The 22,332-nt window shown below is 68.2% G+C and carries 24 protein-coding genes and 1 tRNA gene; 9 read left to right on the top strand and 16 right to left on the bottom strand.

Annotated features, from left to right (window positions below; genetic code table 11):
• Nucleotides 1-77: 77 nt before the first annotated feature.
• Together GA0116996_RS02405 and GA0116996_RS02400 are read right to left on the bottom strand one after the other, a co-directional pair.
• Nucleotides 78-899, bottom strand: coding sequence for an alpha/beta fold hydrolase (locus tag GA0116996_RS02405; protein ID WP_092306946.1), 822 nt, complete (start codon nucleotides 897-899; stop codon nucleotides 78-80).
• On the bottom strand, nucleotides 896-1,966 hold the full coding sequence (locus GA0116996_RS02400; RefSeq protein ID WP_092306944.1) for a 2,5-dihydroxypyridine 5,6-dioxygenase NicX family protein: 1,071 nt from the start codon (nucleotides 1,964-1,966) through the stop codon (nucleotides 896-898). The genes GA0116996_RS02405 and GA0116996_RS02400 overlap by 4 nt, the downstream gene beginning before the upstream one ends.
• 191 nt (nucleotides 1,967-2,157) lie before the next feature.
• Between GA0116996_RS02400 and GA0116996_RS02395 the strand changes: the two genes are divergently transcribed.
• Both GA0116996_RS02395 and GA0116996_RS02390 read left to right on the top strand, forming a co-directional pair.
• On the top strand, nucleotides 2,158-2,718 hold the full coding sequence (locus tag GA0116996_RS02395) for a flavin reductase family protein (RefSeq protein WP_092306943.1): 561 nt from the start codon (nucleotides 2,158-2,160) through the stop codon (nucleotides 2,716-2,718).
• Nucleotides 2,719-2,734: 16 nt separating this feature from the next.
• Entirely contained in the window at nucleotides 2,735-3,193 is a 459-nt protein-coding gene (locus GA0116996_RS02390) for a MarR family winged helix-turn-helix transcriptional regulator (RefSeq protein ID WP_092306941.1), read from the top strand.
• Here the strand turns inward: GA0116996_RS02390 and GA0116996_RS02385 are convergent.
• A complete protein-coding gene (locus tag GA0116996_RS02385; protein WP_092306939.1) occupies nucleotides 3,190-3,672 on the bottom strand; it encodes an Lrp/AsnC family transcriptional regulator in 483 nt (160 codons plus the stop codon). The two genes, GA0116996_RS02390 and GA0116996_RS02385, sit on opposite strands and share 4 nt — an antisense overlap.
• 157 nt (nucleotides 3,673-3,829) lie before the next feature.
• Here GA0116996_RS02385 and kynB point away from each other — a divergent pair, with 157 nt between their 5' ends.
• From kynB to kynA, 3 genes are read left to right on the top strand one after another with little or no spacing between them, the layout of a single operon-like run.
• Complete coding sequence (kynB, locus tag GA0116996_RS02380; protein WP_092306938.1) at nucleotides 3,830-4,480, top strand: arylformamidase; 651 nt, start codon at nucleotides 3,830-3,832, stop codon at nucleotides 4,478-4,480.
• 35 nt (nucleotides 4,481-4,515) lie between these two features.
• Complete coding sequence (gene kynU, locus GA0116996_RS02375) at nucleotides 4,516-5,772, top strand: kynureninase (RefSeq protein ID WP_092306936.1); 1,257 nt, start codon at nucleotides 4,516-4,518, stop codon at nucleotides 5,770-5,772.
• A 13-nt stretch (nucleotides 5,773-5,785) separates the two neighbouring features.
• The gene (gene kynA / locus GA0116996_RS02370) at nucleotides 5,786-6,664 is read left to right on the top strand and encodes a tryptophan 2,3-dioxygenase (RefSeq protein ID WP_092306934.1); all 879 of its coding nucleotides are present in this window, start codon (nucleotides 5,786-5,788) and stop codon (nucleotides 6,662-6,664) included.
• A gap of 49 nt (nucleotides 6,665-6,713) precedes the next feature.
• Here kynA and GA0116996_RS02365 read toward each other — a convergent pair whose 3' ends face one another.
• Nucleotides 6,714-7,565, bottom strand: coding sequence for an IclR family transcriptional regulator (locus tag GA0116996_RS02365; protein ID WP_092306932.1), 852 nt, complete (start codon nucleotides 7,563-7,565; stop codon nucleotides 6,714-6,716).
• A 249-nt stretch (nucleotides 7,566-7,814) separates the two neighbouring features.
• Between GA0116996_RS02365 and GA0116996_RS02360 the strand changes: the two genes are divergently transcribed.
• The gene (locus GA0116996_RS02360) at nucleotides 7,815-9,008 is read left to right on the top strand and encodes an acyl-CoA dehydrogenase (RefSeq protein WP_092306930.1); all 1,194 of its coding nucleotides are present in this window, start codon (nucleotides 7,815-7,817) and stop codon (nucleotides 9,006-9,008) included.
• Between the two features lie 121 nt (nucleotides 9,009-9,129).
• On the opposite strand, the gene GA0116996_RS02355 is transcribed toward GA0116996_RS02360, so the two are convergent.
• On the bottom strand, nucleotides 9,130-9,768 hold the full coding sequence (locus tag GA0116996_RS02355) for a peroxiredoxin (protein WP_092306928.1): 639 nt from the start codon (nucleotides 9,766-9,768) through the stop codon (nucleotides 9,130-9,132).
• A 275-nt stretch (nucleotides 9,769-10,043) separates the two neighbouring features.
• On the opposite strand from GA0116996_RS02355, the gene GA0116996_RS02350 reads away from it, so the two are divergent.
• From GA0116996_RS02350 to GA0116996_RS02340, 3 genes are all read left to right on the top strand, one after another.
• Entirely contained in the window at nucleotides 10,044-10,370 is a 327-nt protein-coding gene (locus GA0116996_RS02350) for an ElaB/YgaM/YqjD family protein (RefSeq protein WP_010813729.1), read from the top strand.
• A gap of 223 nt (nucleotides 10,371-10,593) precedes the next feature.
• The gene (locus GA0116996_RS02345) at nucleotides 10,594-10,974 is read left to right on the top strand and encodes a phage holin family protein (RefSeq protein WP_092306926.1); all 381 of its coding nucleotides are present in this window, start codon (nucleotides 10,594-10,596) and stop codon (nucleotides 10,972-10,974) included.
• The gene (locus GA0116996_RS02340; RefSeq protein ID WP_092306924.1) at nucleotides 10,971-11,477 is read left to right on the top strand and encodes a DUF3318 domain-containing protein; all 507 of its coding nucleotides are present in this window, start codon (nucleotides 10,971-10,973) and stop codon (nucleotides 11,475-11,477) included. The genes GA0116996_RS02345 and GA0116996_RS02340 overlap by 4 nt, the downstream gene beginning before the upstream one ends.
• Nucleotides 11,478-11,490: 13 nt before the next feature.
• Here GA0116996_RS02340 and GA0116996_RS02335 read toward each other — a convergent pair whose 3' ends face one another.
• The 11 genes from GA0116996_RS02335 to ybgC all read right to left on the bottom strand — a co-directional run bounded on the left by GA0116996_RS02335 (nucleotide 11,491) and on the right by ybgC (nucleotide 22,204).
• A complete protein-coding gene (locus GA0116996_RS02335; RefSeq protein ID WP_243419582.1) occupies nucleotides 11,491-14,319 on the bottom strand; it encodes an EAL domain-containing protein in 2,829 nt (942 codons plus the stop codon).
• Between the two features lie 201 nt (nucleotides 14,320-14,520).
• Nucleotides 14,521-14,596, bottom strand: a tRNA-Lys gene (locus GA0116996_RS02330).
• A gap of 63 nt (nucleotides 14,597-14,659) precedes the next feature.
• Nucleotides 14,660-15,775: a YeeE/YedE family protein gene (locus GA0116996_RS02325; protein ID WP_092306920.1), complete on the bottom strand. Its 1,116-nt coding sequence runs from the start codon at nucleotides 15,773-15,775 to the stop codon at nucleotides 14,660-14,662.
• A gap of 48 nt (nucleotides 15,776-15,823) precedes the next feature.
• A complete protein-coding gene (queC, locus tag GA0116996_RS02320) occupies nucleotides 15,824-16,507 on the bottom strand; it encodes a 7-cyano-7-deazaguanine synthase QueC (RefSeq protein WP_092307350.1) in 684 nt (227 codons plus the stop codon).
• 120 nt (nucleotides 16,508-16,627) lie between these two features.
• Nucleotides 16,628-17,386 carry a tol-pal system protein YbgF gene (ybgF, locus tag GA0116996_RS02315; RefSeq protein ID WP_092306918.1) on the bottom strand — a complete coding sequence of 253 codons (759 nt, stop codon included), beginning with the start codon at nucleotides 17,384-17,386 and terminating at the stop codon, nucleotides 16,628-16,630.
• A gap of 15 nt (nucleotides 17,387-17,401) precedes the next feature.
• Complete coding sequence (gene pal / locus GA0116996_RS02310; RefSeq protein ID WP_092306916.1) at nucleotides 17,402-17,914, bottom strand: peptidoglycan-associated lipoprotein Pal; 513 nt, start codon at nucleotides 17,912-17,914, stop codon at nucleotides 17,402-17,404.
• A 15-nt stretch (nucleotides 17,915-17,929) separates the two neighbouring features.
• Complete coding sequence (tolB, locus tag GA0116996_RS02305; protein WP_092306914.1) at nucleotides 17,930-19,303, bottom strand: Tol-Pal system beta propeller repeat protein TolB; 1,374 nt, start codon at nucleotides 19,301-19,303, stop codon at nucleotides 17,930-17,932.
• 216 nt (nucleotides 19,304-19,519) lie between these two features.
• Nucleotides 19,520-20,578, bottom strand: coding sequence for a cell envelope integrity protein TolA (tolA, locus tag GA0116996_RS02300; RefSeq protein ID WP_092307348.1), 1,059 nt, complete (start codon nucleotides 20,576-20,578; stop codon nucleotides 19,520-19,522).
• Between the two features lie 36 nt (nucleotides 20,579-20,614).
• Entirely contained in the window at nucleotides 20,615-21,058 is a 444-nt protein-coding gene (tolR, locus tag GA0116996_RS02295; RefSeq protein WP_092306912.1) for a protein TolR, read from the bottom strand.
• Between the two features lie 61 nt (nucleotides 21,059-21,119).
• Nucleotides 21,120-21,803, bottom strand: a complete 684-nt coding sequence (tolQ, locus tag GA0116996_RS02290) for a protein TolQ (RefSeq protein ID WP_012353556.1) — start codon at nucleotides 21,801-21,803, stop codon at nucleotides 21,120-21,122.
• Nucleotides 21,800-22,204 carry a tol-pal system-associated acyl-CoA thioesterase gene (gene ybgC, locus GA0116996_RS02285; protein ID WP_012353557.1) on the bottom strand — a complete coding sequence of 135 codons (405 nt, stop codon included), beginning with the start codon at nucleotides 22,202-22,204 and terminating at the stop codon, nucleotides 21,800-21,802. The genes tolQ and ybgC overlap by 4 nt, the downstream gene beginning before the upstream one ends.
• Nucleotides 22,205-22,332 lie beyond the last annotated feature (128 nt).

The following is a 22,332-nucleotide window of genomic DNA, read 5'->3' as shown; positions in this document are numbered from 1 at the left end:
CCTGCTCGCGCCGATGGATGGAAAGGGGGCGGCGCGGCGGCGGTTCTTGTGTGGGCGTTGCCGGAAAGCGGCGCGCTTCAGTGCAAGGGAAAGTGCCGCCGCAGGAAGTCCAGCACCGCGTCGTTGAACAACCGGGGGCGCTCCATGCAGGCCAGGTGGCCCACGTCGGGCAAGCAGCGGTACTCGGCGCCGGGAATGCGTTGCGCCATGCGCTGCATCACCTCGGGCGCGGCGTTGGTATCGTGCTGGCCGGCCAGCGCCAGCACCGGCACCCCGATGCGGGCCAGCGCGTCGCGCTGGTTGAAGCGCACCAGCGCACCCAGCGCGGCGCGGTAGGTGGGCGCCGGCACCGCCGCCATCACCGCGGTGGCGAAGGAGACGGCCTGCGCGTCGGCATCGGGGGCGACCATGGTGCGCACCAGCCCGGCCGCCATCTGCGCCATGGTCTTGCCGGCATCCAGCGGCGCGGTGCGCGCGGCGATGAACTCGCGCTGCCACGGGCCATCGCCCTTGCCGAAGGCGGGCGAGGTGCCGGACAGCACCATGCCGTCGACCAGCGCCGGCGTGGCCGCGCAAGCCTGCTGCGCCACCATGCCGCCCATGCTGTGGCCCAGCAGCACCACGCGCCGGCCGGCGTCGCGTTCGAACAGCAGCACGGGCGTCAGCGCCTGCGCCAGTCCGTCGAAGTCATAGGGGTCGATCAGGGCACTGTCGCCGTAGCCGGGCATGTCCCACGCCAGGGCGCGATAACCGGCCTGCGCCAGCGCCTCGCCCTGCGCCGGCCAGGCGGCCTTGCCGCCGCCGATGCCATGCAGCATCACCACCGCCACCGGGCCGTCGCCCCAGGCCAGCGTGGCGATGCCGTTGGCGTGGCGCTGCGTGGTCGCGGCGGCGCTCATGCGGCGTCCTCCACCAGCGTGCCGGCCTCGACCTCGTTGCGGCCGTCGAGCGAAACCGTGCAGTTTCGCAGCGGCAGGTCGAAGTGGCCCAGCGTATGCCGCCCGGCGACCTCGTTGGCGCCGGTCGAGAACAGGAAATTGCCGGCGAACGCGCGCAGCTCGGTGCCGTTGCAATCGCGCTTGTCGTAGAACGTCATCGCGTCCCAGCGCGCCATCCGGTTCAGGCCCCAGCCCACGTGCGAGACCGCGTAGGCGTCGCGCGTGCCTTCGCGGTCGGCCCAGGCCTGGTAGTAGCCGCGCATCATGTCGGCGTCGACGCCCTGCCCCTCGACCGCGACGATATAGTCGTCCTCGATATGGCACACCACGGTGTCGCGCAGATAGGTCTTGAAGGTCAGGTTGACGTCGCCGGGCGCCAGCACCAGCATGCCGTTGACCTGGCGCCCGGCCGGAAACGCCAGGCACAGCCCGCCGGGCCAGTGCGAGACCTGGCCGGGCTTGTTGCAGAAGCCCCAGACGCCGCCCACGCGCGCCTCGGCCAGGCCGATGCGCAGCTCGGTGCCGGCGGCCGAATGCACGCGCATCTCGCGCGCGCCGCGCAGGCGCTTCATGGCCGCGCGCACGGTGGTCTCAAGCGACGGATCGGGCTGGCAGCGCTCCAGGATCTCGGGGTGCTCGTTGCTGACCATCAGCATGCGCGGCACCACGCCGTCGGCGCCGCGCAGAATCTGCGGCAGCTCAGGGGCGTGCAGCAGGCCTTCGACGGTGCAGTCGAGCACCAGCTGGCAGCGCGACAATGCCGCCAGCACCGGGGCCAGATGCTGCAAGGCGTCGCTGGCGCCGGTGGAGCGCACCGGCGCCGGGGCCGCAAGCGCCGGGGTCGGCACCTGGATGCGCACCGGGGTGGCGCCAAGCGACTGCACCGCCAGCTCGGCCAAGGCCACGTTGACAGGGCGGGATTGGGACTCCGTTACAATTCCCACGACATCCCCGTGCTGCAGGGCACAGAGTTCCAGCGTGCGGCGGAACGCCGCCAGCCAGCGGTGTTCGATCTGCTCGATGAGCATGCGCTTGTCTCCTGCTGCTTGTTGTTGGCTTGTTGTTGGCTTGTTGTTCGCTTCTTGTTCGCCACTTGTTCTATAGGGCGGGCCGCCGGGGCTTTTTATGCACCGGCCAGCGCCTGCGGCGCCGGGCTTGAACTCGCCGCCCCTGGCGCGAATAATATATATGAAATTTCATGAACTCCAGTGGAGCCCCCATGGGCATGCCTGAGGCCCAGCCACGGATCGCCAACGTAGCCGCCGCCCCCGACTTCGATGCGATGCACTTCCGCCGCACCCTGTCGCAGTTCGCGACCGGGGTCACGGTGATTACCACGCGCGCCAGCAACGAATCGGTTGCGGCCGGCGCGCCGCCGTTCATCGGCATCACCGCCAGCTCGTTCAACTCGGTGTCGCTGGAGCCGCCGCTGGTGCTGTGGAGCATGGCCACGCGTGCCAACAGCCTGCCGATGTTCCGCGATGGCACCCACTACATCATCAACGTGCTGTCGGCCTCGCAGCTCGACCTGTGCCAGCGCTTCGCCACGCTCAAGGGTGACCGCTTCGCCGGCGTCGACTACCGGCTCTCGGCCACCGGCCTGCCGATCCTGTCGAATGCGCTGGCCTGGTTCGAATGCCACAACCGCAGCCGCTACGACGAGGGCGACCACGTCATCTTTGTCGGTGAAGTGGAGCGCTGCGGCGTGCTCGATGGCAAGGACGGCCCGCTGATATTCCAGGGCGGCCAGTTCACCACCACCGCCCCGCTCGATCTCTGAACAGCCCTGCCCCATCATGGCGGACCTGCCGGCAGTCCCTTCGTCCCAGCCCTTTGTCGACGGCTACCTGGCCTACCTGCTGGCGCGCGCCAGCCATCTGATCTCGGGCGAGTTCCATCGCGAGGTCGAGGCCAGCGGCCTGTCCGTGCAGGAATGGCGCGTGCTGGCCACGCTCGCCGACCGCCCCGACTGCACCGTCGGCGCGCTGGCGGAAATCACGCTGACCAAGCAGCCCACGCTGACCAAGCTGGTCGACCGCATGGCGCACGATGGCCTGGTCGTGCGCCGCGCCGGCAAGACCGACCGCCGCCAGGCGCTGGTCTCGATCACGCCGCGCGGCCTGGCGCTGGTGCAGCCGCTGCTCGAGCGCGCCGCGCAGCACGAGCGTGCGGTGCTGGATGACTTCGGTGTCCGCCAGGGCGCTCAGCTGAAGGAAACCCTGCGGCAGCTGATCGCGCTGCACACGCGGCGCTAGGTTTCAGCGTCCGACTTCAGGATCGCCAGCGGCGAGCTGTCTACCTTGATCCGCTGCAGCACGATATTCGAGCGGATATCCATCACGCCCGGGGTACGGTACAGCCGGTTGACGATAAAGTCCGAGTAGTGCTTCAGGTTGCGCGCCTGCACGCGCAGGATGTAGTTGCTGTCGCCGGTGATGATGTAAGCCGACAGCACTTCCGGCCACGACTGCACCGCGGCGATAAAAGTGTCGTGCCAGCCCTCCACGTCATGGCGCATCGACACCTGCACGATCGCCTCCAGCTCCAGCCCCAGTTGCTCGGCATCGAACCAGGCGCGATAGCCGCCGATCACCCCTGACTCTTCCAGCAGCCGGACCCGGCGCAGGCACGCCGACGGCGACAGCGCCACGCGGTCGGCCAGGTCCTGGTTGCTGATGCGGCCATTCTCCTGCAGGCAGGTCAGGATGCGCAGATCGGTAGGATCGAGGTTCATTCGAATTTCCTTCGATTAATCGGCAATTTTTCGCATTCTATGCGAAAGACAGGGCGGATGACGGGCCATTTAGCAAGCCTCTTGTCGCCGATTTTGACTATGATTCCCGACATCGAGGCACACAGAAACGGCGCCCACGGACGGCGCCGCGCAACCCATGACCGCCCCCAATCCCGACCCGCGCCGGCTGTGGGACATCAGCCCGCCGCTGTCGCCCGCCACGCCGGTGTGGCCTGGCGATACGCCGTTCCAGCAGCAGCCGGCCTGGCAGATCGACGCGCATTGCCCGGTCAATGTCGGCCGCATCACGCTGTCGCCGCACACCGGCGCGCATGCGGACGCGCCGCTGCACTACGCCGCCGACGGCGCGCCGATCGGCGCCGTGCCGCTGGCGCCCTACCTGGGCCCGTGCCGCGTGATCCACTGCATCGGCGCCGCGCCGCTGGTGCAGCCGCACCATGTCGAGCACGCGCTCGAGGCGCTGCCGCCGCGGGTGCTGCTGCGTACCTACCGCCAGGCGCCGCTGGCACAGTGGGATCCCGGCTTTTGCGCGGTGTCGCCCGACACCATCGCGCTGCTGGCCGCGCACGGCGTGCAACTGGTCGGCATCGACACGCCCTCGCTCGATCCGCAGGATTCCAAGACCATGGACGCGCACAACGCCGTGCGCCGCCATGGCCTGGCGATCCTGGAAGGCATCGTGCTGGACCAGGTCGATGCCGGCGACTATGAACTGATCGCGCTGCCGCTGCGCTTTGCCGGGCTGGATGCCAGCCCGGTGCGCGCGGTGCTGCGCAGCCTCGACTGAACCTTTCCCGAACCCGCCTGGCCTTTCTGCACGACATGACGACCATTGACCGCGAGCACTGTATCCGGCTCGACCAGCAAGACCCGCTGCGCCCGCTGCGCGACCAGTTCGCGCTGCCCCAGGGCGTGATCTACCTCGACGGCAATTCGCTCGGCGCCCGCCCGCGCGCCGCCGCCGCGCGCGCCGCCCAGGTGGTGGCCGAGGAATGGGGCGACGGCCTGATCCGCAGCTGGAATACCGCCGGCTGGTTCGACCTGCCGCAGCGCCTGGGCAACAAGCTGGCGCCGCTGGTGGGCGCGGGCCACGATGAAGTGGTGGTCACCGATACCACCTCGATCAACCTGTTCAAGGTGCTGGCCGCGGCGCTGCGTGTGCAGCAGACGCGCGACCCGGCGCGCAAGGTGATCGTCTCCGAGGCCAGCAACTTTCCCACCGACCTGTATATCGCGCAGGGCCTGGCCGACCTGCTGCAGCAGGGCTACTCGCTGCGGCTGGTGAACTCGCCGGCCGAGATCGACGCCGCCGTCGGCGCCGATACCGCGGTGCTGATGCTGACCCACGTCAACTACAAGACCGGAGAGATGCTCGACATGGGCGCGCTGACCGAGCTGGCCCATGCCCGCGGCGCGCTGACGGTGTGGGACCTGTGCCATTCGGCCGGCGCCGTGCCGGTCGACCTGAAGGCGGCCGGGGCCGACTACGCCATCGGCTGCACCTACAAGTACCTGAACGGCGGCCCGGGCTCGCCCGCCTTCGTCTGGGTCGCGCCGGCGCTGCGCGACGCCTTCTGGCAGCCGTTGTCGGGCTGGTGGGGCCACGCCGCTCCTTTTGCGATGGATCCGCAGTACCGCCCGGTCGAGGGCGTGCGCCGCTTCCTGTGCGGCACGCAGCCGGTCACGTCGCTGGCGCTGGTCGAATGCGGCCTGGACCTCTTCGCGCAGACCGACATGCAGGCGCTGCGGGCCAAGTCGCTGCAGCTGACCGACCTGTTCATCGCGCTGGTGGAAGCCCGCTGCGGCCACCACCCGCTGACGCTGGTGACGCCGCGCGAGCACGCACGCCGCGGCAGCCAGGTCAGCCTGGAGCATCCGGAGGGCTATGCCCTGGTGCAGGCCCTGATCGAGCGCGGCGTGATCGGCGACTACCGCGAGCCGCGCATCGCCCGCTTCGGCTTCACCCCGCTCTACACCAGCTTCGCCGAGGTGTGGGATGCTGTGGAAATCCTGCGCGACGTGCTGGACAGCGGCGCCTATCGCGACGCGCGCTTCCAGACGCGCGGCCAGGTAACCTGACCGGGAGCGCATCATGAGCGAATTCAAGGGATGCCCCTTCTCCGGCGCGGCGCCGGCAGCCACGCCGCAGGGCGAGGGCTGGCACGGCGCGCAGATGGATTTCGCCAGGGACATGAGCTATGGCGACTACCTCGGCCTGGACCAGATCCTGAGCGCGCAGCATCCGCTGTCGCCGGACCACAACGAAATGCTGTTTATCGTGCAGCACCAGACCACCGAGCTGTGGATGAAGCTGATGCTGCACGAGCTGCGCGCCGCGCGCGAGTCGGTCAAGGGCGACAGCCTGCCGCCGGCTTTCAAGATGCTGACGCGCGTGTCGCGCATCATGGACCAGCTGGTGCAGGCCTGGAACGTGCTGGCCACCATGACGCCGCCGGAATACTCGGCGATGCGGCCCTACCTGGGCATGTCGTCGGGCTTCCAGTCGTACCAGTACCGCGAGATCGAGTTCATCCTGGGCAACAAGAACGCCGCCATGCTCAGGCCGCATGCGCACCGGCCGGAACACCTGGCGCTGGTCGAGGCCGCGCTGAAGACGCCGTCGCTGTACGACGAGGCGATCCGGCTGATGGCGCGGCGCGGCTTTGCCATCGACGCCGATTGCGTCGAGCGCGACTGGACCCAGCCGACCGCGTACAACGCGTCGGTCGAGGCGGCTTGGCTCGAGGTCTATCGCAACCCCGGCGCGCATTGGGAACTCTATGAACTGGGCGAGAAGTTCGTCGACCTGGAAGACGCGTTCCGGCAATGGCGCTTCCGCCATGTGACCACGGTCGAGCGGGTGATCGGCTTCAAGCGCGGCACCGGCGGCACCGAAGGCGTCAGCTACCTGCGCAAGATGCTGGACGTGGTGCTGTTTCCGGAATTGTGGAAGCTGCGGACCGACCTTTGATCCACGCTGTCCCTGTGCGCAGGGACCGCGGTACGGCTGGCGCGCTGCCTCAGCCCGCCGGCTCGGACAATCTTGCCGCCAGCGTCTGCAGCGCCGGCGCCAGCGTCTGGTGGAACACGGCCTCGTCCACCGCCCCGTAGGAAGCACTGCAGCTCAGCATGTGCAGCTCTTTCTCCCCCACCGGCCGGAACGCCACCGCACAGGCATGGATGGCCGGATGCCAGTCGCGGAACGACGCGGCATAGCCGCGCTGCTGTGCCTCGGCCAGCGCGGCGCGGGTGGCGGCCTCCTGCTGCTTCCATTGCTCCGGGAAAGCCTGGCTGAACTCGGCCATCACGCGCTCGCGGCGCGGCGCCGGCAAGGCGGCCAGGTAGGCCCGCCCCATCGAACTCGACACCAGCGACAGCCGCGAGCCGACGCCCAGCCCGAGCATCACGCCGGCATCGTTACGGATCGACTCCAGGTAGATCACCTCCATTCGCTCGCGCTTGCCGAGCGACACCGAGACCCCGTACGACTGCGCGAACGCCAGCATGTGCGGGCGCGCCAGCGACACCACGTCCGACGCCGACAGGTAAGCGTAGCCCAGCGCCAGCACCCCGGCATCGAGCGCGTACTTGCCCAGGCTCTCGTCATAGCGCAGGTAACCAAGCTGCACCAGCGTGCCGGCCAGCCGGCTTACCGTGGCCTTGGGAAAGCCGGTGCGGCGCACGAACTCCTGGTTGCCCAGCATCGCCTCGCCGGTGCGGAAGCAGCGCAGCAGCTCCAGGCCGCGCGCCAGCGCGGTGACGAAATTCGGGTCGCTGTCGCGCACGGATGCCGCGGCAGGTTCCTGGGAAAGTGACGGATCGGGGTTCAGGTTGGCCAAGTTCGCGGCTCCATTCGGTGCTTGTCCGTTCATCGCACAAAGGCGCGGAGGTTCAGGGTTTTGCCTGTTGCGTGGCAAGACCATTGCGATATACTAATTCAACGGAACACAGTTCCGCAATGCGGAACTACCAGGATCCCGAAAAAATCCTCCGCACGATCGTCAAACCGATCACCGATCGATCACCGAACCCGTTACGAACGACGGAATCCGCCGGCGCGGACCCGCGGCATACCTGCCGCCCGCCCGGCGCTTCCCCCTGCGCTACCGAAGGAGACCTGCATGGCTGCCAACGCCGAATTCCACTGGGCCGACCCCCTGCTGCTGGACCAGCAACTGAGCGCCGACGAGCGCATGGTGCGCGACGCCGCCGCGGCGTACTGCCAGGACAAGCTGATGCCGCGCGTGCTGCAGTCGTTCCGCAACGAGAAGACCGACATCGAGATCTTCCGCGAGATGGGCGAACTCGGCCTGCTCGGCCCGACCATCCCCGAACAATACGGCGGCCCGGGCCTGAACTACGTCAGCTACGGCCTGATCGCGCGTGAAGTCGAGCGCGTCGATTCCGGCTACCGCTCGATGATGAGCGTGCAGTCGTCGCTGGTGATGGTTCCCATCTACGAATTCGGCACCGAGGCGCAGAAGCAGAAGTACCTGCCCAAGCTGGCCACCGGCGAGTGGATCGGCTGCTTCGGCCTGACCGAGCCGAACCACGGCTCCGACCCGGGCTCGATGGTCACCCGCGCGAAGAAGGTCGACGGCGGCTACGAGCTGAGCGGCGCCAAGATGTGGATCACCAACTCGCCGATCGCCGACGTGTTCGTGGTCTGGGCCAAGCTGCAGGGAGAAGACGGCAAGGAAGACATCCGCGGCTTCATCCTGGAAAAGGGCTGGAAGGGCCTGAGCGCCCCCGCCATCCACGGCAAGGTCGGCCTGCGCACCTCGATCACCGGCGAGATCGTGCTCGACCAGGTGTTCGTGCCGGAAGAGAACATCATGCCGGGCGTGAAGGGCCTGAAGGGTCCGTTCACCTGCCTGAACTCGGCCCGCTACGGCATCGCCTGGGGCGCGCTGGGCGCCGCCGAATTCTGCTGGCACACCGCGCGCCAGTACACGCTGGACCGCAAGCAGTTCGGCCGCCCGCTGGCCGCCACCCAGCTGGTGCAGAAGAAGCTGGCCGACATGCAGACCGAGATCACGCTGGGCCTGCAGGGCTGCCTGCGCCTGGGCCGCATGAAAGACGAAGGCACCGCCGCGGTCGAGATCACCTCGATCATGAAGCGCAACTCGTGCGGCAAGTCGCTCGACATCGCCCGCGTGGCGCGCGACATGCTGGGCGGCAACGGCATCTCGGACGAGTTCGGCGTGATCCGCCACGTGGTCAACCTGGAGGTGGTCAACACCTACGAAGGCACGCACGACATCCACGCGCTGATCCTGGGCCGCGCCCAGACCGGCCTGCAAGCCTTCTTCTGATGGCAGCATAAAAAAGCCCGGCGATGAAGCCGGGCCAAGCACACTACCAAGGAGACGACGAGGCTGCCCCCGTCGATACAACACCTGCCTTGCACACGGCCCCGCCCTGGCGGGGCCGTGTTCATTTGTCGGGCTGGGGCGTCAGGCGCAGGTACGGACGCACGGCCTGGTAGCCCTTGGGGAATTTCTCGCGCAGCACGGCTTCATCCTTCAGCGACGGCACGATCACCACGTCGTCGCCGTCCTGCCAGTTGGCCGGCGTCGCCACGCTGTGGCTGTCGGTCAGCTGCAGCGAGTCGATCACGCGCAGCACCTCGTTGAAGTTGCGCCCGGTGCTGGCCGGATAGGTGATGATCAGGCGCACCTTCTTGTTCGGGTCGATGATGAACAGCGAGCGCACCGTCAGGGTCTCGTTCGCGTTCGGGTGGATCATGTCGTAGAGCTGCGACACCTTGCGGTCGGCGTCGGCCAGGATCGGGAAGTTGACCTCGGTCGCCTGGGTCTCGTTGATGTCCGCGATCCAGCCGCGGTGCGAGTCCACGGTATCGACCGACAGCGCGATCGCCTTGACGCCGCGGCGGGCGAATTCATCCTTCAGCCGTGCGGTAAGGCCCAGTTCGGTGGTGCACACCGGGGTATAGTCGGCCGGGTGCGAGAACAGCACGCCCCAGCTGTCGCCAAGCCACGCATGGAAGCGGATGCGGCCTTCGCTGGAATCCTGCTCGAAGTCCGGGGCGATATCGCCAAGACGCAACGCCATGTTCTGTTCTCCTGATTTCACGGTGGAACCAGAGTAACTGGATTGATATCCAACCCAAACGAATATAAAGTCACTACAAAATCACTCGTAGTCATATAGACATCCTCTGACATTCATCACGCCCGCTTTCGTGCATGCTGGCAATACTTGAAGCTCGACCCGCAGCGAACGCTGCCGCGAACCCTGTTCCGGGCGCGTCGCCTTGAAACGACGACGTGTCGCCACATATGCTAAGTATCAGACCGACAAATGCCGTTAGCCTCGGAGCGAAGAAAATGTCAGAATCCGCACAAACCGAACCAACCGCCCGCAAACAGGAGAAACTGATGAGCGATGTCAAGACCGTTCTGTCCGACGCCGAGGAACTGCTGAAGCAAGCCGCCTCGACCACCGGGGAAAAGGCCGCCGAACTGCGCGAGCGTGGCATGGGCCTGCTCAAGCAAGCCAAGGAAAAGGCCCAGGACCTGCAAGACGCCGTCGTAACCAAGAGCAAGGCCGCCGCGCGCGCCACCGACGACTACGTGCACGACCACCCGTGGCGCGCCGTGGGCGTGGCGGCCGGCGTGGGCCTGCTGATCGGTCTGCTGCTCAACCGCAAGTAAGCACTGCAAATCCGGCGCGGCCCGCCAAGGCCGCGCCATCGCGGCAGCCCGCCCGGCGGGTTGCCAATGGCCGGGGCGCCCGGTGTACCGGTAACGCTGTCGCGGTTGGCCTGTGATGGTCGACCCGTCGTTGCCGACACAACCTGGCGCCGTCATCCGGCCTCGCCAGCTGGATAGGTGCGTACGGCCATGCCGGCGCACCGCTCTTTCACGCCGGAGCCGCATGAGCGAAGCCACCCCTTCCCCCAAGTTCCTCGACGCCGTGCGCAACCTGGCCGGCTCGCTCGTGGCGATGGTGCAGACGCGCCTGGAGCTTGCCAGCGTGGAGCTGGCCGAGGAGCGCACACGCTTGCTGAAGGTCGCCCTGCTGGCCTTGTTCGGGCTGGCGTTCTTCGGGCTGGGCCTGGTCACGCTGACCGCCCTCATCGCGATCCTGTTCTGGGACACCTACCGCTGGCAGGCGCTGGGCGCGCTGACGGTGCTCTACCTGGTGCTGTGCGCCGTCTGCCTGGCGTACGCCCGCAGCGTGCTGCGCAACGCGCCGCCGATGCTGGAAGCCACGCTTGCCGAAATCGACAAAGACCGGGAGATCCTGCGCCGATGAGCACACTCGACCCTGACGACAGCACGCCCGCTCGCGAACGGGGCGAATACCCGCGCGCGCCCCGGTTCACGCAGGAGGTGCGCCTGCCGCTCGCGGTGCGCAAGGAACTGCTGCTGACCCGCGCCGCCCTCGAACGCCACGATTGCCTGCAGGCGCTGCACGCGGTGCGCGGCGGCGTGCACCGCCTGGGCACCGTCAGTGCCTGGCTGCCGCGGATCGCGCGGCCGGGCTCGTGGATGAAGGTGGTCGGGCTGACCAAGGACTACCCGCTGCTCAGCACCGCGGTGACGCTGGCGCTGCCGCTGGTCAAGCGGGTGCCGGTGCTGCGCCTGACCTGGAAGCTGTCCAAGCTGGGGCTGGTCGCCGGCGCGGCCTACTGGGCCTACAACACCTGGCGCGACGCCAAGGGCCAGGCGGTGCCGCCGGCCAACGTGCCGACCCCGGCCCCGGCAGGCACCCCGCCCGCCGCCGACACCGGCTTCCGCGATCCGCTGATTCCCTGACGGTGCCGGCAACTCAGCCGGCCAGCGCCATGGCCGGCCGCGCGCCGGCCTCCGGGGCGGCCGGTGCGAACGGCACCGGCGGCGCAATGTGATAGCCCTGCGCCAGGTCCACACCCAGCTCGCGCAAGCGCTCGAGCATTGCCTCGTTCTCGACGAATTCCGCAATGGTCTGCTTGCCCATGGCGTGGCCGATGCGCTGGATCACCTCCACCATCACCAGGTTGACCGGGTCGGCCAGCATGTCGCGCACGAAGCCACCGTCGATCTTCAGGTAGGCGGCGGGCAGGTGCTTGAGATAGGTAAACGACGACATGCCGGCGCCAAAGTCGTCCAGCGCGAAGCGGCAGCCGAGCTGCTGCAACTGCATGATGAACGCGCCGGCCTGCGCCAGGTTGGCAATGGCCGCGGTCTCCGTGATCTCGAAGCAGATGCCGTCCAGCGCGATGCCGGAACGCTGCGCCTGCTCGCGCACGAAATCCGGGAACTGGATGTCGGCCAGCGACGAGCCTGACAGGTTGATCGCACACGTCGTGATCTCGGCCTGGCGCCCGGCCAGCGTGGCAAACGCGGTCTCGACCACCCAGCGGTCGATCATCGGCATCAGGTTGTAGCGCTCGCAGGCCGGCACGAAGGCCATCGGCGGCACCAGCCGTCCGCGCTCGTCGACCATGCGCAGCAACAGCTCCACATGGCGCCCCGCCGCCGGCACCGTGCCCGGCTGAACCGGCACGATCTCCTGCGAGAACAGGCAGAAGCGGCCGGCCGCCAGCGCTGCGTGCACGCGGCTGACCCACTCCATCTCGCCATGGCGCGCCTGCACCACGCTGTCCAGCGGATGGTAGACCTGCACGCGGTTGCGCCCGCCCTCCTTGGCCACGTAGCACGCCGCGTCGGCCGCGCTGAGCGCCTCGGCCACGCTGCCGGTGTGCCGGTCAAGCGTGACCAGGCCGATGCTGACCCCGACCGCGAAGGTGCGCTGCCGGTGCGCAAAGCGGAAACTCGAAATCGCGTGGCGTAGTCCCTCGGCGACGCGCTCGCCGTCGGCCGTGCCGCAATGCTCGAGCAGCACGCCGAACTCGTCGCCGCCCAGCCGCGCCAGCATGTCGCTGCGGCGCAGCTGGCCGCGCATGATCTCGGCCATCTGCCGGATCAGCTCGTCACCGGCGGCGTGGCCGCAGGTATCGTTGACTACCTTGAACTGGTCCAGGTCCAGGTACATCAAGGTGTGGGGGATGCCCTGGGCGCGCGCGCGCTCGATCGCCGCGGCCAGCCGGCGCTCGAACTCGGCGCGGTTGACCAGGCCGGTCAGCGCGTCATGGCTGGCTTCGTACGCCAGGCGCGCGGCATGCGCGCGTTCCTGGCTGATGTCGTGCAGCACCACCACCACGCCGATGGCCTGCGCGGCGCGGTCGCGGATCAGCGCCACCGACGGCTTGACCGCCAGTGCCTGCCCTGGCTGCCCGGCACCATCGCGCTGCACCAGCTGGGCCGAGCGGCTGTGCCAGCGCTGGCGCAGCGCCAGCGTCACGATATCGGGCAGCGGCGCCAGGCTGTCCTCGTCGCGCAGCACGCAGACCTCGCTCAGCGGCAGGCCCCGGGCCTCGGCTTCGCGCCATCCGGTCAGCGCTTCGGCGGCGGGGTTGAGCGACTGCACGCGGCCCCATACATCGGCGGTCACCACCGCGTCGCCGATCGCCTGCAGCGTGACCTGCGCGCGTTCCTTTTCGGCAAACAGCTGGGTCTCGTAGCGCTTGTGGTCGGAGATATCGGTCAGCGAGCCCGCCATGCGCGCGCGCCGGCGCCCGGCACCGCGCACCAGCCGGCCGCGGGCGCGCACCCAGAGATAGTCGCCGGCCCGGTTGCGCAGGCGGAATTCGGCATCGTAGGGCTCGCCGCTGCGCAGGTGATGCGCCAGCTTGGCTTCGAACGCCGCCAGCTCCGACGGATGCAGTAGTCCCAGCACGGTTTCGCGCGCATGCGGCAGCTCGTCGCCGCGGTAGCCCAGCATCTGCGCGCAGCGCGGCGAGAAATACAGCTCGCCGCGGCCCAGGTGCCAGTCCCACAGGCCATCGTTGCTGCCCTCGACCGCCAGCTGCAGTTGTTCCTCACGCTGCGCCAGCGCCTCGCGCAGCCGGCGCTCGCGCCGCAGCGGCCCGACCGACAGCAGGATCGCCGACATCAGCAGCGCCGCCGCCATCACCGCGCTGCCGTTGGTGAGCAGCCGCGTGACCCGTCGCGAAGCCTGGCCCAGGTGGCCCGAGAAGGCACGCTCCAGCGGCGTCAGCCTGGCGTCGATCTGGGCGATGTTGCGCAGCACCGGCGCGACGCAGGCGTCGTCGCAGCCGGGCTGGCTGGCCAGCCGCCGCAGCGCCAGCGCCTGCTCATGCAAGGCAAAGATCTCGACATCGCCCTGCGCCCACACGCGGATGGCGGCGTCGACCTCATGGATATGGCGGAAATTCCGGTACAGGCGCACCATCCGCGGAATGTCGTCGGGATGGTTGCCGCCGGCGAGCAGGCCCTCGTGCACGCGTTCCAGGTCAGGCTCGGCACGGTCCAGTTCGAGGCGCGCGCGGTGGTCGCCGAACGGGATGGCGATGGACGCCAGGTAGGCGTCGAAATCCGCCGGATCGCGATCCTCGCCGTAGCGCAGCAGGTGCAGCACGGCATTCTTCTGGCCCTTGGACCACTGGCTCTCGCCCGCGACAAAGGCGCGCGCGGCCGACAACAGGTCCAGGCTGGCGATGCTGAACAACGCCAGCGCGACCACCACCGGTACGAACGGCCAGATGATGCGCAGCACATGCCCGCTGGCCGGCAAGGAAACGCCTGCTCGCCGCATAGGTCTTGTCCGAGGGGCCGTGTCTCGCGGCCGTTCCGAGCGCCCGCGGTCCACATATGCCGCGGCTGACCCATTGTGCGGCGCGCGCCGGGCCCGCGTCTCTACCTCGAACTAGTTAAAGCGCCCCCTACCATCGGGGCATGCCGGACGGAAAGAAAGCAAAAAGGGCCTGTGACGTGCGCCACAGGCCCTTCGTAATGCTGGTGGGTCGTGCGTGACTCGAACACGCGACCAACGGATTAAAAGTCCGCTGCTCTACCGACTGAGCTAACGACCCGAAAAAACAGAACCGCGATTATAGTGATGCGATTCTCGATGTGTCAAGCGCGCACCGTCGCCTTCAGACCATGCGTTCCAAGCGCCACATCTGGTAGCGGAACGCCAGCACCGCGCCGGCCAGGATGCCGGCCAGCGCGATAAACGATCCCAGCGCCAGCGTCGACACGCCCGACAGCCCCTGCCCGACCGTGCAGCCCAGCGCGGTGACGCCGCCGGCGCCCATCAGGATGCCGCCGACCATGTGGTTGGCGACGTCCTCGGCATTGCCGAAGCCTTCCCAGCGGAACGTGCGCGTGGCCAGCGCATACGCGGCCGCGCCGGCGATCACGCCGAACACGCTGACGATGCCGATGGTCAGCACCTTGCTCTTGTCGCTGAACAGCATCAGCCAGTCGAGCGTGTAGGCATACGGCGCGACGAAGCTCAGGCTTTCCATGCGGCCGCTGTTGGTCGAGACGAACAGTTCTTCCAGCGTATTGGGGTCTTCGGCGACGTAGCCGAGGTGGCCGGACACGTACCACATCGCCACGATGATCAGGCCCACGCCGACGCCGCCCAGCAGATTGTCGAAGGTGCGGAAGCCGCGCCCTGCCAGCGCCCACGCCGCCAGCACGCCGCCCAGCGCCAGGCCCAGGCCCAGCTGCAGCAAGCCGCGCGCCGCGCCGGTGCCCTGCGCCAGCACCGACGGCAGGTCCTGCGTGGTCGGCAGCGCCAGCGCCACCGCATCGACGGTATTGACGCGCACCACGCCGAACACGCCGCGCAGCGTCATGTAGGCCGACAACCCCAGGAACACGAACACCACCAGCGACTTCAGGTTGCCCGTGCCGATCCGCACCAGCGTCTTGCTGCCGCAGCCGGACGCCAGCACCATGCCGAAGCCGAACATCAGCCCGCCGGCCAGCGCCGACAGCCACGCCAGCTTGCTCGCGGCGTAGATGGTCTTGGTCGGGTCGATGGCGCCGTTCCAGGCCAGCACGCCGGTGCCGATCATGGCCACGCCGATCGCCAGGACCCACATGCGCATGCGGCTCCAGTCGCCCATGTTGACGATGTCCGAGACCGCCCCCATGGTGCAGAAGTGCGTGCGCTGCAGCACCGCGCCGAACAGGAAGGTCAGGACAAAGGTGCTCAGCAGCACCGAGCGCGACAGCGCGGCAAGATCGATTTCAGGCATGGGGCGGGAACGGCGGGCTCAGGCTAAGGCTCGGGCTCAGGTGCAGGATCAGGCGGCGGCCTGGTAGCGGGTCGGATCGGGCACGCCGGCGGCCTCGAAGCCGGCGCGGCGGATGCGGCAGGAATCGCACACGCCGCAGGCGCGGCCGTCGTCGTCGGCCTGGTAGCACGACACGGTCAGGCTGTAGTCGACGCCCAGCGCGATGCCGGCGCGGATGATCTCGCCCTTGGTCATGTCGATGATGGGCGCATGCACGCGGAAGCGGTCGCCCTCGACGCCGGCCTTGGTGGCCAGGTTGGCCAGGGTCTCGTAGGCCGCGACGTATTCCGGGCGGCAGTCCGGGTAGCCGGAATAGTCGACCGCGTTGGCGCCGAAGAACAGGTCGCGCCCGCCCACCGCCTCGGCCCAGCCGAGCGCCAGCGACAGCATGATGGTATTGCGCGCCGGCACATAGGTGACCGGGATGCCGCCGCTGGCGCCGTCGGTGGGGACCTGGAGCGCGTCGTCGGTCAGCGCCGAGCCGCCAAAGCGGCGCAGGTCGAGGTCGACGATCTCGTGGCGGACCGCGCCAAGGGCGGCGGCCACACGCTTGGCGGCTTCCAGTTCCGAGGAATGGCGCTGGCCATAGCGCATCGACAGCGCATAGGTCTCGAAGCCCTGGGCGCGGGCCATGGCAAGTACGGTGGCGGAGTCGAGTCCGCCGGACAGCAGGACGATGGCGCGTTGAGTCATGGTGCGGGTCGCGCCGGGGGCGGCGCGCAAGGACATTCAGGCGAATCGCATATTCTAGCGCGACAAACGAAAAAGGCCCGCCGAAGCGGACCTTGCAGTGGCGGGCGGCGGCGCCGGCGCTTACTTCAGCGTCTTGAGCCGGTTGCTCGCCGCCTGCGCGCCCTCGGTGCCGGGATACTTCGCCACCACCTGCTCCAGCGTCTTGCGCGCGGCCGCCTTCTGGCCGGACTCGAGCTGGTTGTTGGCAATGGCGATCATCGCGTCCGGCACCTTGGGGTGCGTCGGGTTGGCGTTGACCATGTTCTGTAGCACGAAGGTGGAACCCTTGTAGTCGCGCTGCGCGTACAGCGAGTTGCCGAGCCAGTACTGTGCCAGCGGCAGGTACGGGCTCTGCGGGTACTTTTTCACGAACGCCGAGAACGAATTCCCCGCGGTCTTGAAATCGCCCGCCTGGAACTGCTTGAGCGCGGCATCGTATTCAGGCTTCTCGCCCGGCTGCGACACGCCTTCGCGACCCTCGACCGTGACCTGCTGCGGCTCGAATTTCTTCAGGCGTGCATCGAGGTCGGCGTAGTAGTCCTTCTGCTGCTTCTGCAGCGTGTCCACCGTGTTCTGCAGGACTTCGTTCTGACCGCGCAGCCGCGCCACTTCCTGGCGCAGGCCTTCGAGCTGGTTCTGCATGTCGAGCAGGTTGCGGCTGTTCTGCTCGATGCGCTGCGTCGCGGTCGCCTGGAAACCGTTGAACTGGTCGCGCAGGCTGATGACGGCCTTGCGGGCCTCGTCATCGTCGAACACTCCGGCATGCGCCTGCGACAGCGGCAGCATGCCGCCGCCGACAACGGCGGCGAGCCACAACAGGGTGGAAACGCGTGCTTTCATGGAAGGCGGTCCAGATCAGTAGTTGATGTCCGCGCGGCGGTTCTCGGCCCACGAGGCTTCATCGTGGCCGGTCGCCTTGGGCTTTTCCTTGCCCAGGCTGACGGCTTCCATCTGCGCGTCGGGCACGCCCATCGAGGCCAGCGAGCGGCGCACGGCTTCGGCGCGCTTCTGCCCCAGCGCGAGGTTGTACTCGCTGGTGCCGCGTTCGTCGGTGTTGCCCTGGATCAGGATCTTGCGGCCCTTGTTGGTACCCAGGTACTTGGCGTGCGCGCCCAGCATGCCCTGGTAGTCGGCCTTGACGGTGTAGCTGTCGAAGTCGAAGTAGACGCTGCGCTTGGCCAGCGGGCTGTTCGGGTCGTTCAGCGGATCGGCGGCGGTCACCGGGGTGACGGCGCGCGGATCGGCAGCGCCCGCGCCGGCCGTGCCGGCGCCGGCGTTGGCGGTATCGTCGAGCTTGACGCCGGAGCTGCAGGCGCCCAGGGCCAGCAGTGCGGCAACGGCAAGGGTTTTGGTCATCAGTTGAGGCATGGTGAATGACTCCTGTTATTGCATGAAAGGACCCCAGGACGGCTCGCGAACATCGCCGGACTGGAGGGACAGAACCTGCCGGGTACGCCCGTCAGTGGACACCGCCGCCAGCACCGCGCGACCGCCCACGCGGGTGGCATAGAGGATGTACTTGCCGTTGGCGGCGAAGCTGGGCGCTTCGTCGTTGGCCGTATCGGTCAGCGACGTCACGTCGCCGTTGGTCAGGTCCTGCAACTGCAGCTTGAAGCCGCCCCCGCGCGAAATGTACGCCAGGTACTTGCCATCCGGCGAAATGCGCGGGCTCACGTTGTAGCTGCCCTTGAAGGTGACGCGTTGCGCCCCGCCGCCCTCCTCGCCGGAGGCGGGCATGCGGTAGACCTGCGGCGCACCGCCGCGGTCGCTGGTGAAATAGATGCTCTTGCCGTCGGGCGAGTACTGCGGCTCGGTGTCGATGGCGCTGCTGCGCGACAGGCGGCGGATGCCCGAGCCGTCGGCGTTGACCTGGTAGACCTGGGTATTGCCGTCGCGCGACAGCGCCAGCGCCAGGTGGCGGCCGTCCGGCGACCACGACGGCGCGCTGTTGTTGCCCTTCTGGTTCGACACCAGCGTGCGCTTGCCGCTGGCCAGGTCGTGCACATAGACCACCGGCTTCTTGGCCTCGAACGAGACGTAGGCCACGCGCGCGCCGTCCGGCGACCACGACGGCGAGATGATGGGCTCGTTGCTGGTCAGCGCCACCTGGGCGTTCTGCCCGTCCGAATCCGAGATCAGCAGCTGGTAGCGGCCACCCACCTTCGACACGTAGGACAGGCGCGTGGCAAACACGCCGCGCTCGCCCAGCAGCTTTTCATAGATGTAGTCGGCGATCTTGTGCGCGGTCACGCGCAGCTGCGACTGGTTCACGGTAAAGGCCAGCCCGCCCAGGCTCTGGCCCTTGACGGTGTCGTACAGGCGGAAGCGCACTTCGTACTTGCCGCCCGCGGCCGGGGTCACGCTGCCGGCGACGAAGGCATCGGCGCCGCGCGCCTTCCAGCTGCCCAGGTCGACATTGGCCGACTCGGCCACGGTCGCGCCGCCCGGGTCGACGTTGCGGAAACGGCCGCTGCGGGCCAGGTCCGAACGGATGATCGCGGTCAGGTTCTGCGGGCCCTGGGCCTCACCCTGGAAGTTGGCGGTGGCCACCGGGAACTGGCTGGCGCCCACGCCGGAGATCTCAACGTTCAGCTGTGCGTGGGCGGCGCCGGCGGCCATGGTCATGGCCGCGGCCAGCCACGCCATCAGCGCGCGCCGGCCCGCCAGCGGCACCGGCCGGCTCGCACCTCGGGATGCGGGGGAATCTGCGTTGTGCCGCCTCGCGGACAGCCAGTTGGGGGCCCAAAGCTTTCGCATGCTGCTCCTCAGTCGATTTCAAGTTTCGTCGGGCACGACAGGCAATCGGCAACACGGGCAAATGCGGCATTGCAGCGCGTGGCGCATGCCCCGTCCGTGTGCATACCGCACCGTCGGCTGCGTCAGGCAACCTGTCATGCTAGCGCTGGGACCGGAACCCGACGATGAAGGTTGCATTATGTTGCAAATCATGCTGTGCCGTTCACTCAGTCTCACTCAGTCCTTCGGACGGAAGGTAATGGTGAAGCTGGCCGGCGCCTTGCCGTTCTCGTCGCGCGGCAGCGGATCGGAACGCTCGACTGCGCGCAGCACGGCATTGTCCCAGCCGGAGTTGCCGCTGGACTTGGACAGCCGCGCCGACAGCAGCGAACCGTCCGGCGCCAGCTGCACCGAGACCACCGCGGTCGGGTTGCCCGGCACGTCCTCGGTAAAGACGATGTTCGGCTTGACGCGGCGGCGCACGCGGTCGGCATAGCCGGGCGAAGCCTTGCCACCACCGCCGGCACCGGCGCCGGCCGCATTGCCGACCCCGCCACCGCCGGCGCCGGAGCCGCCGGCCAGCGCCTGCAGGCGCGCCAGCTCGCTCTTGCGCTGGGCGTTGGCGGCGGCTTCGCGCTTGGCCTTGGCATCGGCATCCGCCTTGGCCTTGGCATCCGCCTGGGCTTTCGCCTTGGCGTCGGCCTGGGCCTTGGCCTTGGCATCGGCCTGCGCTTTGGCCTTGGCCTCGGCGGCTTCCTTGCGCTCGCGCTCGGCCTGTTCCTTGCGGTCCTGCTCCTGCTGCGCGGCCTTCTTCTTCGCGTCTTCCTTGCGCTGCGCTTCCTTGCGCTCGGCTTCGCGCCGCTCGGTTTCCTTGCGCTCAGCCTCCTTGCGCAGGGCCTCCTTGCGGGCCTCTTCCTTGCGCTCGGACTCCTTGCGCGCCGCTTCCTTGCGCTCGGCTTCTTCGCGCGCGGCCGCTTCGGCGCGGCGCTTCTTCTGCTCCAGCGCGATGTCGGCGTCGTCCTCGACCTTGCTCTTCACCTGGGGCGGCGGCGGCGCCGGACGCGGCTGCACCACCGGCTCGGGCTCGGGTTGCGGCCGCGGTGGCGGGGGCGCGGTGGCGGCGGGAATCTCCTCCCACAGTTCGGCCTCGGCCCCGACCGGGGTGCTGCTCTGCCAGCTCACGCCGTAGTACAGCACCACGGACAGCAGCAGGTGCATGAGCAGCGCGAGCAGGAAGGAACGCAGGGTTCCCCGCTCCTTGACCGGCTGGTAGGGATAGGCGGCGGCGGTCGTCATCAGGCGCAACGGCAATCGGATAGGCGCTTCAATGCGTCAGGAGGTCTTGGACTTGACCATCAGGCCCACGCGCTTGACGCCGTCGGCTTTCAGGATCGACATCACGTCCAGCACCGCCTCGTACTTGACCGCGCGGTCGGCGGCGATCACCACCGGCTGGTCCGGGTTCTCGTTCTGGCGCTGGTGGACGAAGTCCAGCAGGCCCTGCTTGTCGAGCTTGCGCTCGAAGGCATTGCCGGCGGTGTCCTTGCCGCGCGCGGTGAGCTGGCCGTCTTCATGCACGGTGACGACGATCGGCGGCGCCTTCTGCTGCGGCGTGGCATTGGCCACGGTGGGCAGGTCGACGGTGGCGGGGCTGACGATCGGCGCGGCCACCATGAAGATGACCAGCAGCACGAGCATGACGTCGATGTACGGCACGACGTTGATCTCGGCGCTGGCCCGGCGGCGCGAGCCGCCGCGGCGCTGAATGGCTGCCATTGCAGGACTCCTGGAAACGCCGGCCCGGACTCACGGCCCGGACCGTTGATAGGGAATACGGTTAGCGGGTCTGCCGCTGCAGGATGTTCAGGAACTCTTCCATGAAGCTCTCGAACCGGATCGCCAGGCGATCGATTTCGGTGGCATAGCGGTTGTAGGCGATCACTGCCGGGATCGCCGCGAACAGGCCGATCGCGGTCGCCACCAGTGCTTCGGCAATGCCGGGCGCCACCGACGCAAGCGTCGCCTGCTGCACGTTCGACAGCCCGCGGAACGCGTTCATGATCCCCCACACCGTGCCGAACAGGCCGATATACGGGCTCACCGAACCGACCGAGGCCAGGAACGGCAAATGCGATTCCAGCACGTCCATCTCGCGCTGGTAGGCTGCGCGCATGGCGCGGCGGGCGGCGTCGAGCAGCGCGCCGGCCTCGTTGCCGCGCTCGCGCGCCTTCAGGAACTCGCCCATGCCGGATTCGAAGATCCGTTCCAGCGCACCGGTGTTGTGGCGGTTGTTGACGGCGCTGTTATAGAGCGCCTGCAGGTCGCCGCCGGCCCAGAAGTCGCGCTCGAAGCCTTCGGTCTGGGTGCGCGCCGAACGCACCGCCAGGTGCTTGCGGAAGATATAGGTCCACGAAAACAGCGACATGACGAGCAACAGCGCCATGACGGCCTGTGCCAGCACGCTGGCGTGGAGCACCAGCGTTACGATCGACATGTCTTGCGTGACGGTCACGGGATTCATCGTGCTGACTTGATGGTGGCTAGAACGGGGTCGGGGATCGGGGCGGGACGAAAAGTGCTTTTGTCGACGCAGCCAACGCGGATCGCGCCGGTCGCGAGCATCAGCTCGCCACGCCAGGCTTCCTGGGTGAACTGCACCGAAGCCGGGCCGACCCGGTCGATGCGCGTGCGGATCTCAAGCTGGTCGTCCAGCCGGGCGGGCGCATTGTAGTCCACCGCCGTGCTGCGGACGATGAAGACCACGCCCGCCTGGTCGGCGAGCGCCTGCTGTTCGATGCCGAGCGAGCGCAGCCACTCGGTGCGGGCGCGCTCGAAGAACTTGAGGTAGTTGGCGTAGAACACTACGCCGCCTGCATCGGTGTCTTCCCAGTACACCCGCAGGGTCCAGACAAAGTTTGTCATGGCCGCGATTGTAACGGAGAGCGATACCCGTTTCGTGTAAACCCGCAGGACGACTTTGCAACAGCAAGTTGCTGGCCAGGGCCGCGCCAGCCCTTGCCAGCGCTTGGCTGGCGGGTCCACGGCTTGCG

The sequence above is a fragment of the Cupriavidus alkaliphilus genome (genome assembly GCF_900094595.1).
Lineage (GTDB): Bacteria > Pseudomonadota > Gammaproteobacteria > Burkholderiales > Burkholderiaceae > Cupriavidus > Cupriavidus alkaliphilus.
Note: the sequence above shows the minus strand (reverse complement) of the source record. Positions and strands in the feature narration are given on the sequence as shown.

What these genes read in the sequence shown, in the direction of transcription:
- GA0116996_RS02405 (WP_092306946.1), bottom strand. Translation starts at nt 899, where the DNA reads ATGAGCGCCGCCGCGACCACGCAGCGCCACGCCAACGGCATCGCCACG.
- GA0116996_RS02400 (WP_092306944.1), bottom strand. Translation starts at nt 1,966, where the DNA reads ATGCTCATCGAGCAGATCGAACACCGCTGGCTGGCGGCGTTCCGCCGC.
- GA0116996_RS02395 (WP_092306943.1), top strand. Translation starts at nt 2,158, where the DNA reads ATGGGCATGCCTGAGGCCCAGCCACGGATCGCCAACGTAGCCGCCGCC.
- GA0116996_RS02390 (WP_092306941.1), top strand. Translation starts at nt 2,735, where the DNA reads ATGGCGGACCTGCCGGCAGTCCCTTCGTCCCAGCCCTTTGTCGACGGC.
- GA0116996_RS02385 (WP_092306939.1), bottom strand. Translation starts at nt 3,672, where the DNA reads ATGAACCTCGATCCTACCGATCTGCGCATCCTGACCTGCCTGCAGGAG.
- kynB (WP_092306938.1), top strand. Translation starts at nt 3,830, where the DNA reads ATGACCGCCCCCAATCCCGACCCGCGCCGGCTGTGGGACATCAGCCCG.
- kynU (WP_092306936.1), top strand. Translation starts at nt 4,516, where the DNA reads ATGACGACCATTGACCGCGAGCACTGTATCCGGCTCGACCAGCAAGAC.
- kynA (WP_092306934.1), top strand. Translation starts at nt 5,786, where the DNA reads ATGAGCGAATTCAAGGGATGCCCCTTCTCCGGCGCGGCGCCGGCAGCC.
- GA0116996_RS02365 (WP_092306932.1), bottom strand. Translation starts at nt 7,565, where the DNA reads ATGAACGGACAAGCACCGAATGGAGCCGCGAACTTGGCCAACCTGAAC.
- GA0116996_RS02360 (WP_092306930.1), top strand. Translation starts at nt 7,815, where the DNA reads ATGGCTGCCAACGCCGAATTCCACTGGGCCGACCCCCTGCTGCTGGAC.
- GA0116996_RS02355 (WP_092306928.1), bottom strand. Translation starts at nt 9,768, where the DNA reads ATGGCGTTGCGTCTTGGCGATATCGCCCCGGACTTCGAGCAGGATTCC.
- GA0116996_RS02350 (WP_010813729.1), top strand. Translation starts at nt 10,044, where the DNA reads ATGTCAGAATCCGCACAAACCGAACCAACCGCCCGCAAACAGGAGAAA.
- GA0116996_RS02345 (WP_092306926.1), top strand. Translation starts at nt 10,594, where the DNA reads ATGAGCGAAGCCACCCCTTCCCCCAAGTTCCTCGACGCCGTGCGCAAC.
- GA0116996_RS02340 (WP_092306924.1), top strand. Translation starts at nt 10,971, where the DNA reads ATGAGCACACTCGACCCTGACGACAGCACGCCCGCTCGCGAACGGGGC.
- GA0116996_RS02335 (WP_243419582.1), bottom strand. Translation starts at nt 14,319, where the DNA reads ATGCGGCGAGCAGGCGTTTCCTTGCCGGCCAGCGGGCATGTGCTGCGC.
- GA0116996_RS02325 (WP_092306920.1), bottom strand. Translation starts at nt 15,775, where the DNA reads ATGCCTGAAATCGATCTTGCCGCGCTGTCGCGCTCGGTGCTGCTGAGC.
- queC (WP_092307350.1), bottom strand. Translation starts at nt 16,507, where the DNA reads ATGACTCAACGCGCCATCGTCCTGCTGTCCGGCGGACTCGACTCCGCC.
- ybgF (WP_092306918.1), bottom strand. Translation starts at nt 17,386, where the DNA reads ATGAAAGCACGCGTTTCCACCCTGTTGTGGCTCGCCGCCGTTGTCGGC.
- pal (WP_092306916.1), bottom strand. Translation starts at nt 17,914, where the DNA reads ATGCCTCAACTGATGACCAAAACCCTTGCCGTTGCCGCACTGCTGGCC.
- tolB (WP_092306914.1), bottom strand. Translation starts at nt 19,303, where the DNA reads ATGCGAAAGCTTTGGGCCCCCAACTGGCTGTCCGCGAGGCGGCACAAC.
- tolA (WP_092307348.1), bottom strand. Translation starts at nt 20,578, where the DNA reads ATGACGACCGCCGCCGCCTATCCCTACCAGCCGGTCAAGGAGCGGGGA.
- tolR (WP_092306912.1), bottom strand. Translation starts at nt 21,058, where the DNA reads ATGGCAGCCATTCAGCGCCGCGGCGGCTCGCGCCGCCGGGCCAGCGCC.
- tolQ (WP_012353556.1), bottom strand. Translation starts at nt 21,803, where the DNA reads ATGAATCCCGTGACCGTCACGCAAGACATGTCGATCGTAACGCTGGTG.
- ybgC (WP_012353557.1), bottom strand. Translation starts at nt 22,204, where the DNA reads ATGACAAACTTTGTCTGGACCCTGCGGGTGTACTGGGAAGACACCGAT.